Genomic DNA, 12,522 nt, shown 5'->3' with positions numbered 1-12,522 from the left:
CCACGGGCCCGGCAGGGCTCCCGCTGGGGGGAGCGACTGCCGGGCCCGTGGATGAAGCAACCGCGATCGGACGGTGCTACTGCGCCGGGCCCTCGATGGCCTCGGAGGTCAGCAGCCCCGCGTTGATCTCGCGCAGGGCGATCGAGAGCGGCTTCTCGTGCACGTGGGTGTCGACGAGCGGACCGACGTACTCGAGGAGGCCCTCGCCGAGCTGCGAGTAGTACGCGTTGATCTGGCGGGCACGCTTGGCCGCGTAGATCACGAGGCTGTACTTCGAGTCGGTGGCCTCGAGGAGCTCGTCGATCGGCGGGTTGATGATGCCCTCGGGCGCGGTGATGGAAGAGGACACGCTCTACCTTCCGATGGGTGGGAAAGAATCAGTTGGTGTGACCCGGCCGAAGACGGCAGTCGCGATCACACAACGTCCATCAAGGCTAGCAGCTCACTGGCCACGTCCTCGACGGAGGTGTTGACCAGGGTCTCGTCGAACTCCGGCTCGGCCGCCAGCTCGGTCCTGGCCGCGGTCAGGCGGCGCTCGATGACCTCGGGCGGCTCGGTCCCCCGGCCGGTCAGCCTGCGCACCAGCTCCTCCCAGGAGGGCGGGGCCAGGAACACCAGCTGGGCGTCGGACATGGACGCGCGGACCTGCCGGGCGCCCTGGAGGTCGATCTCCAGCAGGACGGGCTCGCCGTTCTCCAGCCGCTCCAGCACGGCCGCGCGCGGCGTGCCGTAACGGTTGCCGGCGAACTCGGCCCACTCCAGCAGCTCGCCGTTGGCGATCAGCTTGTCCATCTCGTCGTCGGTGACGAAGAAGTAGTGGACTCCGTGCTGCTCGCCGGGGCGCGGCTTGCGGGTCGTGGCCGACACCGAGAGCCAGACCTCGGGGTGTTCCTTGCGCATATGGGCGACGACCGTGCTCTTGCCGACCCCCGAGGGGCCGGAGAGCACGGTCAGCCGCGGACGTTCACTCATGCAGCGATTATTCCAGCAATCCCGGGGTGCCCGGGACTCCCGGTCCGGCGGGAGCCGGACTCAGGAACCGGTGCTGCCGAACTCACGCTCCAGGGAAGCGATCTGGTTGGACCCGAGACCACGCACACGGCGGCTCTCGGAGATACCCAGACGCTCCATGATCTGCTTGGCGCGGACCTTGCCCACGCCCGGCAGGGACTCGAGCAGCGCGGAGACCTTCATCTTGCCGATGACGTCGTTCTCCTGGCCCTGCTTGATGACCTCGTGCAGGGAGGCGCCGGAGTGCTTGAGTCGATTCTTGACCTCGGCCCGCTCCCGGCGAGCCGCGGCGGCCTTTTCGAGCGCGGCTGCGCGCTGTTCAGGGGTAAGGGGCGGAAGAGCCACGCCTACGTCACCTCGGATGTCGAACTGTCGGATACGGACCGGTGAGGAACCTAGTCGCCCCACACCTGGGGAGCCACGAGCAACACGCTGCCCGTTCTCCCCCACTGTTCTGAGGGCGCGGGAGGTGCCCCCACTGCTCGGAGACTAGCGGCCAAGTCCGCCAGAGTCAGCGAGAACAGCGGAAAAGTACTGGTCAGCCGCCGTCAGGCCGGACATTTCAGACATACTGCCCACGATTTGAGGATGTATTCACACTCAAGTCGTCCCGGCACCGCCCGCGGAAGGACGCGCAAAGGACTCAGCCACCGGCCACCGCGGTCCTGATCTCCTCCGCGAAGCGCTCCGTGACCGCCCGCAGCGCCCCGACGTCGGGACCCTGCCGCAGCACACCCCGGCTGACGTTCGGCACGACGTTGCGCAGCGCCGGCCCGAACACCGCGGGGAGGTCGGCCGGCGTCGCGCCCTGCGCCCCGACACCGGGCGCGAGGAGGGGGCCGTTGACCGCGAGGTCGTAGGACGACAGGTCGCCCACGGTCGCGCCGACGACCGCGCCGAAGGAGCCCAGCGGTTCCTCGCCCGCGTTCTCGGCCGCCAGGTGCGCCAGCACGGTGGCGGCCACGGTGCGCCCGTCGGCCCGCACCGCGTGCTGCACCTCGGGGCCCTCCGGGTTCGAGGTGAGCGCCAGCACGAAGAGGCCGGCCCCGCTCTCCCGGGCCAGGGCGACGGCCGGGCTCAGCGAGCCGTAGCCGAGGTAGGGCGAGACGGTGAGGGCGTCGGAGAACAGCGGGGCGTCCTTGTGCAGGTAGGCCTCGGCGTACCCGGCCATCGTGGAGCCGATGTCGCCGCGCTTGGCGTCCATCACCACCAGCGTGCCGGCCGCCCGCGCCTCCTGGACGCACTTCTCCAGGACGGCGACGCCGCGCGAGCCGAACCGCTCGAAGAAGGCGCTCTGCGGCTTCATGACGGCGACCCGGTCGGCCACCGCCTCGACGACCGTGCGGCTGAACCGCTCGAGACCGGCCACGTCGTCGTTCAGGCCCCACTCGGCGAGCAGGGAGGCGTGCGGGTCGATGCCGACGCACAGCGGGCCGCGCTCGTCCATCGCGCGGCGCAGGCGGGCACCGAAGGGCTCCAGGACCGTCATACCGTCTTCCTTGTGTCGGCGCCGACCGCGTCGGCGAGGGTGGCGTACGGGCTGGTGCGCAGCCGCGCGGCGAGACCCTTGTGGATGGCTCGGGACCAGAACGGTCCCTCGTAGATGAAGGCGCTGTACCCCTGCACCAGCGTGGCACCGGCCAGGATGCGCTGCCAGGCGTCCTCGGCGGTCTCGACGCCGCCGACGCCCACCAGCGTGATCCGGTCGCCCACGCGCGCGTACAGGCGGCGCAGGACCTCGAGGGAGCGCTCCTTGAGCGGGGCGCCGGACAGGCCGCCGGTCTCCTTCACCAGGGAGGGCGCGGAGCGCAGGCCGAGGCCGTCACGGGCGATGGTGGTGTTGGTGGCGATGATCCCGTCCAGGCCGAGCTCAACCGCCAGGTCGGCCACGGCGTCGACGTCCTCGTCCGCCAGGTCCGGGGCGATCTTCACCAGGAGCGGGACGCGGCGGTGGGCGACGGTGCGGTCGGCGGCCTCGCGGACGGCGGCGAGCAGCGGCCGCAGCGCCTCGGTCGCCTGCAGGTTGCGCAGGCCGGGCGTGTTCGGCGAGGAGACGTTGACGACCAGGTAGTCGGCGTACGGGGCGAGCCGCTCGGCGGACTTCACGTAGTCGCCGACGGCCTCCGCCTCGGGGACGACCTTGGTCTTGCCGATGTTGACGCCGACGACCGTCCGGAAGACCGGCTCCCGGGTTGCCAGGCGGGCCGCGACGGCGAGCGAGCCGTCGTTGTTGAAGCCCATGCGGTTGATCAGCGCACGGTCGGCGACGAGCCGGAACAGCCGCCGCTTGGGGTTGCCTGGCTGCGGCTCCCCGGTGACCGTGCCGATCTCCACGTGGTCGAAGCCCAGCATCGACATGCCGTCGATCGCGACGGCGTTCTTGTCGAAGCCCGCGGCGAGCCCGAAGGGGCCGTGCATGCGCAGCCCGAAGGCCTCCGTGCGCAGCTCCTTGTGGCGGGGCGCGAGGGCGGCCGCGACGAACGTGCGCAGCACGGGGACGCGCACCGCGAGACGGATCCAGCGGAAGGCCAGGTAGTGGGCCTTCTCGGGGTCCATCCGCTTGAAGACGAGATTGAAGAAGATCTTGTACATGGGTGTCCTCACGAAGAGGGGGACACCGTTTCCGGTGTCCCCCTCAGGGCTGCTAGTCGCGGGCCGCGGTCAGGTGTTCCGCGTGTTCCTGGAGCGAGCGGACGCCCACGTCGCCGTGGTTGAGGGCGTCGATGCCCTGGACGGCCGCCGCGAGCGCCTGGACGGTCGTCAGGCACGGCACGGAGCGTGCCACCGCGGCCGTACGGATGTCGTAGCCGTCGAGGCGGCCGCCGGTGCCGTACGGGGTGTTGACGATGAGGTCGACCTCGCCGTCGTGGATGAGCTGGACGATGGTCCGCTCCCCGTTCGGGCCGGTGCCCTCGGACTGCTTGCGCACGACCGTGGCGTTGATGCCGTTGCGCTTGAGGACCTCGGCCGTGCCGGAGGTGGCGAGCAGCTCGAAGCCGTGGCCGACCAGCTCGCGCGCCGGGAAGATCATCGAGCGCTTGTCGCGGTTGGCGACCGAGATGAAGGCGCGGCCCTTGGTGGGCAGCGGGCCGTAGGCGCCCGCCTGCGACTTGGCGTACGCCGTGCCGAAGACGGAGTCGATGCCCATGACCTCGCCGGTGGAGCGCATCTCCGGGCCGAGCACCGTGTCCACGCCGCGGCCGTGGATGTCGCGGAAGCGCGACCACGGCATGACGGCCTCCTTGACGGAGATCGGCGCGTCCAGCGGCAGTTCGCCGCCGTCGCCGTTCGCCGGGAGCAGCCCCTCCGCGCGCAGCTCGGCGATGGTCGCGCCCAGCGAGATGCGGGCGGCGGCCTTCGCGAGCGGCACCGCGGTCGCCTTGGAGGTGAAGGGGACCGTGCGGGAGGCGCGCGGGTTGGCCTCCAGGACGTAGAGGATGTCGCCGGCCATCGCGAACTGGATGTTGATCAGGCCGCGCACGCCGACGCCCTTGGCGATCGCCTCCGTGGAGGCGCGCAGGCGCTTGATGTCGAAGCCGCCGAGGGTGATCGGCGGCAGGGCGCACGCCGAGTCGCCGGAGTGGATGCCGGCCTCCTCGATGTGCTCCATGACGCCGCCGAGGTACAGGTCCTCGCCGTCGTAGAGGGCGTCGACGTCGATCTCGATGGCGTCGTCGAGGAAGCGGTCGACGAGGACCGGCCGGGAGGGGCTGATCTCGGTCGACTCGGCGATGTAGGAGGCGAGGCGGGTCTCGTCGTAGACGATCTCCATACCGCGCCCGCCGAGGACGTACGAGGGCCGGACGAGGACCGGATAGCCGATCTCGTCGGCGATGGCCTTCGCGCCCTCGAAGGTGGTGGCCGTGCCGTGCTTCGGGGCCGGCAGACCGGCCTCCGCGAGGACGCGGCCGAAGGCGCCGCGGTCCTCGGCGGCGTGGATGGCCTCGGGGGACGTGCCGACGATCGGCACCCCGTTGTCCTTCAGGGCCTGCGAGAGACCGAGCGGGGTCTGGCCGCCGAGCTGGACGATCACACCGGCGATCGGCCCGGCGAGGGACTCCGCGTGGACGATCTCCAGCACGTCCTCGAGCGTCAGCGGCTCGAAGTACAGCCGGTCGGAGGTGTCGTAGTCCGTGGAGACGGTCTCCGGGTTGCAGTTGACCATCACGGTCTCGTACCCGGCGTCGGACAGCGCGAAGGAGGCGTGCACGCAGGAGTAGTCGAACTCGATGCCCTGGCCGATGCGGTTCGGGCCGGAGCCCAGGATGATCACCGCGGGCTTCTCGCGGGGCGCGACCTCGCTCTCCTCGTCGTAGGACGAGTAGAAGTACGGCGTCTTCGCCGCGAACTCGGCGGCGCAGGTGTCGACCGTCTTGTAGACCGGGCGGATGCCGAGGGCGTGCCTGACCTCGCGGACGACGTCCTCGCGCAGGCCCCGGATCTCACCGATCTGCTGGTCGGAGAAGCCGTGCCGCTTGGCCTCGGCGAGCAGGTCGCCGGTCAGCTCGGGCGCCTCGGCGAGCTCGTCCGCGACCTCCTTGATCAGGAAGAGCTGGTCCACGAACCACGGGTCGATCTTCGTGTACTCGAAGACCTCCTCGGGAGTGGCGCCCGCGCGGATGGCCTGCATGACCGTGTTGATGCGGCCGTCGGTGGGGCGTACGGCCTCGTGCAGCAGCGCTTCCTTGTCGCCCGGCTCGCCGACGAAGGTGAACTGGCTGCCCTTCTTCTCCAGCGAGCGCAGCGCCTTCTGGAAGGCCTCGGTGAAGTTGCGGCCGATGGCCATGGCCTCGCCGACCGACTTCATGGTGGTCGTCAGCGTGGAGTCGGCCTGCGGGAACTTCTCGAAGGCGAACCGCGGGGCCTTGACGACCACGTAGTCGAGCGTGGGCTCGAAGGAGGCCGGGGTCTCCCGCGTGATGTCGTTCGGGATCTCGTCCAGGGTGTAGCCGACGGCGAGCTTGGCGGCGATCTTGGCGATCGGGAAGCCGGTCGCCTTGGAGGCCAGCGCCGAGGAGCGGGACACGCGCGGGTTCATCTCGATGACGATCACCCGACCGTCCTCGGGGTCCACCGCGAACTGGATGTTGCAGCCGCCGGTGTCGACACCGACCTCGCGGATGATCGCGATGCCGACGTCGCGCAGCACCTGGTACTCGCGGTCGGTCAGCGTCATCGCCGGGGCGACGGTGATCGAGTCGCCGGTGTGCACGCCCATGGGGTCGAAGTTCTCGATGGAGCAGACGACCACGACGTTGTCGTGCTTGTCGCGCATCAGCTCCAGCTCGTACTCCTTCCAGCCGAGGATGGACTCCTCCAGGAGCACCTCGGTGGTCGGGGAGAGCGTGAGGCCCTGGCCGGCGATGCGGCGCAGCTCCTCCTCGTCGTGCGCGAAGCCGGAGCCGGCGCCGCCCATGGTGAAGGAGGGGCGGACGACGACCGGGTAGCCGCCGAGCGTCTCGACGCCCTTGAGGACGTCGTCCATGGTGTGGCAGATGACCGAGCGGGCGGACTCGCCGTGCCCGGTCTTGCGGCGGACCTCCTCCACGACGCCCTTGAACAGGTCGCGGTCCTCGCCCTTGTGGATGGCCTCGGGCTTGGCGCCGATCAGCTCGACGCCGTACTTCTCCAGGACGCCGTTGTCGTGCAGCGCGATGGCGGTGTTCAGGGCCGTCTGGCCGCCCAGGGTGGGCAGCAGGGCGTCGGGGCGCTCCTTGGCGATGATCTTCTCGACGAACTCGGGGGTGATCGGCTCGACGTAGGTGGCGTCGGCGATCTCCGGGTCGGTCATGATCGTCGCCGGGTTGGAGTTGACGAGGACCACGCGCAGGCCCTCGGCCTTGAGCACGCGGCACGCCTGGGTGCCGGAGTAGTCGAACTCGGCGGCCTGGCCGATGACGATCGGGCCGGAGCCGATGACCAGGACGGACTGGATATCGGTGCGCTTAGGCACGCTGGCCCTCCATCAGGGAAACGAAGCGGTCGAACAGGTAGGCGGCGTCGTGCGGACCCGCTGCGGCTTCGGGGTGGTACTGGACGGAGAAGGCCGGCTGGTCGAGCAGCTGCAGCCCCTCCACGACGTTGTCGTTCAGGCAGACGTGCGAGACCTCGGCGCGGCCGAACTTCGTCTCGCTGACCTTGTCGAGCGGCGCGTCCACGGCGAAGCCGTGGTTGTGCGCGGTGACCTCGACCTTGCCGGTCGTCCGGTCCTGGACCGGCTGGTTGATGCCGCGGTGGCCGTACTTCAGCTTGTAGGTGCCGAAGCCGAGGGCGCGGCCGAGGATCTGGTTGCCGAAGCAGATGCCGAACAGGGGCGTCCTGCGCTCCAGGACGGCGCTCATCAGTGCGACCGGGCCGTCGGCGGTCGCCGGGTCGCCGGGGCCGTTGGAGAAGAACACGCCGTCCGGACCGACGGCGTAGACGTCCTCGGCGGTGGCGGTGGCGGGGAGCACGTGCACCTCGATGCCGCGCTCGGCCATCCGGTGCGGGGTCATGCCCTTGATGCCGAGGTCGATGGCGGCGACCGTGAAGCGCTTCTCGCCGACCGCCGGGACGACGTACGCCTCCTTGGTGGCGACCTCCTCGTAGAGGCTGGCGCCCTTCATCTGCGGCTGGGCCTGGACCCGCTCGACCAGCTCGGCCTCGGGGGCGGTGACCTCGCCGGAGAAGATGCCGGCCCGCATCGAGCCGCGCTCGCGCAGGTGGCGGGTGAGGGCGCGGGTGTCGATCCCGGAGATGCCGACCACGCCCTGCGCGACCAGCTCGTCGTCCAGGGAGCGCGTGGCGCGCCAGTTGGACGGCACGCGCGCGGGGTCGCGCACGACGTAGCCGGAGACCCAGATGCGGGTGGACTCGTCGTCCTCGTCGTTCCAGCCGGTGTTGCCGATCTGCGGGGCGGTCGCGACGACGATCTGGCGGTCGTACGACGGGTCGGTCAGGGTCTCCTGGTAGCCGGTCATGCCGGTGGAGAAGACGGCCTCGCCGAAGGTCTCCCCCACGGCCCCGTAGGCGCGGCCGCGGAAGGTGCGGCCGTCCTCCAGGACGAGTACGGCGGGAAGCGCCTTGTTCCTCTGTGAGGAGCTTCCCCTGGTGGAGGTCGTCATCGCGCGCCTTCCGTGTCGTTGATCATCTGGTTCAGTGTGTCGACCCACTCGGTGTGCTCGGCCGCGTGGTCGGAGCGGAAGCCGGAGTCGATCAGCTTCTCGCCCAGGGCCCAGGTCACCACCAGCAGTCCGCCCTCGGTGAGGACCTTGCCGGCGATGCCCTTGTCGAGCCGGGCGCCGCGCAGCGCGGCGGTGGGGACGAAGAAGTCGGTCGCACCGGGGCGCTCGACCTCCAGGCCCGCGTCGGTCAGGGTGAGCGAGGCCCGGCTGCGGGTGCCGAGGCCGTGGGCCACGATGCGGTCCAGCCACTGCCCGGCGGTGGTCGAGCCGTGGTAGCGGCCGCTCATGCTCAGTTTCACCGGGCCGGTCTCCTCCGGCGCGCTGGGCGGCTCGGGCAGGTCGCTCTGGAGCGTGCCGCGCCATTTCCATCCCTCGCGCATCAGCCAGTAGACGAGCGCGACGAAGAGGGCGAGGCCGACGAGCCAGCCGATGCGGGCCCCCCAGTCGGTGACCTCGGCCGACCTCTTGGCCTCGGCCAGCAGGATTACAGGTGTCACGTGAGCTTCCCGTCGACGAGCGTCGCCTTGCCCCGCAGCCACGTGTGGGTGACTCGGCCCGGCAGCTCGCGTCCCTCGTAGGGGGTGTTGCGGCTGCGCGAGGCGAAGGCCGCGGGGTCCACCTGCCCACGGTATGCCGTGTCCACCAGCGTGAGGTTGGCGGGCTCACCGACCGAGACGGGGCGGCCATGGCCCTGGGCGCCGCCGATCCGCGCGGGCGTGACGGACATGCGGTCGGCGACCGCGGCCCAGTCCAGCAGGCCGGTCTCGACCATGGTCGCCTGGACCACCGAGAGGGCGGTCTCCAGGCCGACCATGCCCATGGCGGCCGCGGCCCACTCGCAGTCCTTGTCCTCGTGCGGGTGCGGGGCGTGGTCGGTGGCGACGATGTCGATCGTGCCGTCGGCCAGCGCCTCGCGCAGCGCGTGCACGTCCCGCTCGGTGCGCAGCGGCGGGTTGACCTTGTAGACCGGGTTGTAGGTGCGCACCATCTCGTCCGTCAGGAGGAGGTGGTGCGGGGTCACCTCGGCGGTGACGTCGATGCCGCGGGACTTGGCCCAGCGGACGATCTCCACCGAGCCCGCGGTCGACAGGTGGCAGATGTGCACCCGGGAGCCGACGTGCTCGGCGAGCAGCACGTCGCGGGCGATGATCGACTCCTCGGCGACGGCCGGCCAGCCGCCCAGGCCCAGCTCGGCGGAGACGACGCCCTCGTTCATCTGGGCGCCCTCGGTGAGCCTGGGCTCCTGCGCGTGCTGGGCGACGACGCCGCCGAAGGCCTTCACGTACTCCAGCGCGCGGCGCATGATCACGGCGTCGTCGACACACTTGCCGTCGTCGGAGAAGACGGTGACGCCGGCGGCCGACTCGTGCATCGCGCCCAGCTCGGCGAGCTTCTTGCCCTCCAGGCCGACGGTGACGGCGCCGATGGGCTGCACGTCGCAGTAGCCGTGGTCCCGGCCGAGCCGGTAGACCTGCTCGACGACGCCGGCGGTGTCGGCGACCGGGAAGGTGTTGGCCATGGCGAACACGGCGGTGTAGCCGCCGCTCGCGGCGGCGCGGGTGCCGGTGAGGACGGTCTCGGAGTCCTCGCGGCCCGGCTCGCGCAGGTGGGTGTGCAGGTCGACCAGGCCCGGCAGCAGCACCTTGCCGTCCGCCTCGACGACCTCCGCGCCCTCGGCTTCGAGGCCCGCGCCGACCGCGGCGATGGTCTCGCCGTCGATCAGCACGTCCTGCGGCTCACCGCCGAGCACCTTCGCACCCCGGATCAGGATCTTGCTCATGGTTCTACTTCTCCTCGGTGGTACGGGCGTGGGTGACGGCGGGCTCGTTGCCGCCGAGCAGCAGGTACAGGACGGCCATCCGGATGGAGACGCCGTTGGCGACCTGCTCGACGACGGTGCAGCGGTCCGAGTCGGCGACCTCGGCGGTGATCTCCATGCCCCGGACCATCGGGCCGGGGTGCATCACGATGGCGTGCTCGGGCATCCGGGCCATGCGGTCGCCGTCGAGGCCGTAGCGCCGCGAGTACTCGCGCTCGGTCGGGAAGAAGGCCGCGTTCATGCGCTCGCGCTGGACGCGCAGCATCATCACCGCGTCGGACTTGGGCAGCGTGCTGTCGAGGTCGTACGACACCTCGCACGGCCAGGTCTCGACGCCGACCGGCACCAGGGTGGGCGGGGCGACGAGGGTGACCTCGGCGCCGAGGGTGTGCAGCAGGTCGACGTTGGAGCGGGCGACCCGGCTGTGCAGGACGTCGCCGACGAGGGTGATGTGCTTGCCGGCCAGGTCCTGGCCGAGCCCGGCGTCCCGGCCGACCAGGCGGCGGCGCATGGTGAAGGCGTCCAGCAGGGCCTGGGTGGGGTGCTGGTGGGTGCCGTCGCCGGCGTTGATCACGGCGGCGTCGATCCAGCCGGAGTTGGCGAGGCGGTAGGGGGCGCCGGAGGCGCCGTGCCGGATGACGACGGCGTCGACGCCCATCGCCTCCAGGGTCTGGGCGGTGTCCTTCAGGGACTCGCCCTTGGACACGCTGGAGCCCTTGGCGGTGAAGTTGATGACGTCCGCGGAGAGGCGCTTCTCGGCGGCCTCGAAGGAGATCCGGGTACGGGTGGAGTCCTCGAAGAAGAGGTTGACGATCGTGCGGCCGCGCAGGGTCGGCAGCTTCTTGATCGGCCGGTCGGCGACCCGGGCCATCTCCTCGGCGGTGTCGAGGATCAGGACGGCGTCGTCGCGGGTGAGGTCGGCGGCCGAGATGAGATGACGCTGCATCTGTCAGGCTCCGTAAGGCAGTTCATTCGGGAGGATTGGGGCAGATCGGCGCGTGTGCCGGCACGCCGAGGCGGCCGTGCGCCCGACGCGCTACTGGCCGTCCGGCTTCACACCGAGCAGCACGGTGTCGCGACCGTCCTCCTCGGCGAGCTGGACCTTGACCGTCTCCCGCAGCGACGTGGGGAGGTTCTTGCCGACGTAGTCGGCCCGGATGGGCAGTTCCCGGTGGCCGCGGTCGACGAGGACCGCGAGCTGCACCGCGCGCGGGCGCCCGATGTCGTTCAGGGCGTCGAGGGCGGCGCGGATGGTGCGCCCGGAGAAGAGCACGTCGTCGACGAGGACCACCAGGCAGCCGTCGATGCCGTCACCGGGGATCTCGGTGCGGGCCAGGGCTCGCGGCGGGTGCATGCGCAGGTCGTCGCGGTACATGGTGATGTCGAGCGAGCCGACGGGGACCTTGCGGTCGGTGATCTGCTCCAGCTTGGCGGCGAGCCGCTGGGCGAGGAAGACCCCCCGGGTCGGAATGCCGAGGAGCACCACGTCGTCGGCGCCCTTGGCGCGCTCGACGATCTCGTGGGCGATGCGGGTCAGCACCCGCGCGATGTCGGGGCCCTCGAGAACGGGCCGCGCATCGGAGGTGTCAGGGTTCGCGTGCGAGTCCATACGAAACGGACCTCCTTCTCCGCCTCACGGGACGGACCTTAAAGGACGTCGGATTTGCGCCATCTACCGTAGCAGGCCCACGGACGGCCCCGATCACCCGGTTGGCTCAATGCGCCGCCGTCACCACGGAAGAGTCGGTGTGGACCATTCGGCTTGACGCATGAGAGTCACGCTGCGTAACCTCACAGTGAGTTACCAGCCGCGCGGCGGGAAGCAGAGCCGATCGCCGTCGACACAGTGTCCGGGGAGCTATATGTCCAGCGAATACGCCAAACAGCTCGGGGCCAAGCTCCGGGCCATCCGCACCCAGCAGGGCCTTTCCCTCCACGGTGTCGAGGAGAAGTCCCAGGGTCGCTGGAAGGCCGTGGTGGTCGGTTCGTACGAGCGCGGTGACCGTGCCGTGACCGTGCAGCGTCTGGCCGAGTTGGCCGATTTCTATGGCGTCCCGGTGCAGGAGCTCCTGCCGGGCACCACGCCGGGCGGCGCCGCCGAGCCGCCGCCGAAGCTGGTCCTGGACCTGGAGCGGCTGGCCACTGTGCCCGCCGAGAAGGCCGGCCCGCTGCAGCGCTACGCGGCCACGATCCAGTCCCAGCGCGGCGACTACAACGGCAAGGTGCTCTCGATCCGCCAGGACGACCTGCGCACACTCGCCGTCATCTACGACCAGTCCCCCTCGGTCCTCACCGAGCAGCTGATCAGCTGGGGTGTCCTGGACGCGGACGCGCGCCGCGCCGTGGCCACCCACGAAGACGCCTGAGTCGCCCCAGACCTCAGCAGAAACGTGCCGCCGGGGTGGCTGGAACTGTACGGTTCCGGCCGCCCCGGCGGCTTTCTGCGCTCCTGACAGGGCGCCTGGGTACCGAGTCGGGGGGGGGGGGGGGGGGGGGGGGGGGGGGGGGGGGGGGGGGGGGGGGGGGGGC

12 protein-coding genes are annotated in these 12,522 nt (G+C 70.8%); 1 reads left to right on the top strand and 11 read right to left on the bottom strand.

Annotated elements, in window-relative coordinates; genetic code table 11:
* Window positions 1-76 precede the first annotated feature (76 nt).
* The 11 genes from rpoZ to pyrR all read right to left on the bottom strand — a co-directional run bounded on the left by rpoZ (window position 77) and on the right by pyrR (window position 11,602).
* Entirely contained in the window at window positions 77-349 is a 273-nt protein-coding gene (gene rpoZ / locus V7E45_RS17980; RefSeq protein ID WP_005319902.1) for a DNA-directed RNA polymerase subunit omega, read from the bottom strand.
* A 65-nt stretch (window positions 350-414) separates the two neighbouring features.
* A complete protein-coding gene (gene gmk, locus V7E45_RS17975) occupies window positions 415-972 on the bottom strand; it encodes a guanylate kinase (RefSeq protein ID WP_319150862.1) in 558 nt (185 codons plus the stop codon).
* A gap of 60 nt (window positions 973-1,032) precedes the next feature.
* Window positions 1,033-1,356, bottom strand: coding sequence for an integration host factor (locus tag V7E45_RS17970; protein WP_003977346.1), 324 nt, complete (start codon window positions 1,354-1,356; stop codon window positions 1,033-1,035).
* Between the two features lie 298 nt (window positions 1,357-1,654).
* Window positions 1,655-2,500: an orotidine-5'-phosphate decarboxylase gene (pyrF, locus tag V7E45_RS17965; protein ID WP_333775189.1), complete on the bottom strand. Its 846-nt coding sequence runs from the start codon at window positions 2,498-2,500 to the stop codon at window positions 1,655-1,657.
* Window positions 2,497-3,603 carry a quinone-dependent dihydroorotate dehydrogenase gene (locus V7E45_RS17960; protein WP_333775188.1) on the bottom strand — a complete coding sequence of 369 codons (1,107 nt, stop codon included), beginning with the start codon at window positions 3,601-3,603 and terminating at the stop codon, window positions 2,497-2,499. Before V7E45_RS17960 ends, pyrF begins: the two co-directional genes overlap by 4 nt.
* 52 nt (window positions 3,604-3,655) lie before the next feature.
* Window positions 3,656-6,964, bottom strand: coding sequence for a carbamoyl-phosphate synthase large subunit (gene carB, locus V7E45_RS17955; RefSeq protein ID WP_333775187.1), 3,309 nt, complete (start codon window positions 6,962-6,964; stop codon window positions 3,656-3,658).
* Complete coding sequence (gene carA / locus V7E45_RS17950) at window positions 6,957-8,114, bottom strand: glutamine-hydrolyzing carbamoyl-phosphate synthase small subunit (protein WP_333775186.1); 1,158 nt, start codon at window positions 8,112-8,114, stop codon at window positions 6,957-6,959. The genes carB and carA overlap by 8 nt, the downstream gene beginning before the upstream one ends.
* On the bottom strand, window positions 8,111-8,671 hold the full coding sequence (locus tag V7E45_RS17945) for a PH-like domain-containing protein (protein WP_333775185.1): 561 nt from the start codon (window positions 8,669-8,671) through the stop codon (window positions 8,111-8,113). The genes carA and V7E45_RS17945 overlap by 4 nt, the downstream gene beginning before the upstream one ends.
* Window positions 8,668-9,954: a dihydroorotase gene (locus V7E45_RS17940; protein ID WP_333775184.1), complete on the bottom strand. Its 1,287-nt coding sequence runs from the start codon at window positions 9,952-9,954 to the stop codon at window positions 8,668-8,670. Before V7E45_RS17940 ends, V7E45_RS17945 begins: the two co-directional genes overlap by 4 nt.
* A 4-nt stretch (window positions 9,955-9,958) precedes the next feature.
* Complete coding sequence (locus V7E45_RS17935) at window positions 9,959-10,939, bottom strand: aspartate carbamoyltransferase catalytic subunit (RefSeq protein WP_333775183.1); 981 nt, start codon at window positions 10,937-10,939, stop codon at window positions 9,959-9,961.
* Window positions 10,940-11,029: 90 nt separating this feature from the next.
* Window positions 11,030-11,602: a bifunctional pyr operon transcriptional regulator/uracil phosphoribosyltransferase PyrR gene (gene pyrR, locus V7E45_RS17930; protein WP_333775182.1), complete on the bottom strand. Its 573-nt coding sequence runs from the start codon at window positions 11,600-11,602 to the stop codon at window positions 11,030-11,032.
* 253 nt (window positions 11,603-11,855) lie between these two features.
* Here pyrR and bldD point away from each other — a divergent pair, with 253 nt between their 5' ends.
* Window positions 11,856-12,359, top strand: coding sequence for a transcriptional regulator BldD (gene bldD / locus V7E45_RS17925; RefSeq protein WP_020938842.1), 504 nt, complete (start codon window positions 11,856-11,858; stop codon window positions 12,357-12,359).
* The last annotated feature ends 163 nt before the right edge of the window (window positions 12,360-12,522 follow it).

The sequence above is a fragment of the Streptomyces sp. IBSBF 3136 genome (assembly GCF_036815105.1).
In the GTDB taxonomy this organism is placed as follows: Bacteria; Actinomycetota; Actinomycetes; order Streptomycetales; family Streptomycetaceae; genus Streptomyces.
Note: the sequence above shows the minus strand (reverse complement) of the source record. Positions and strands in the feature narration are given on the sequence as shown.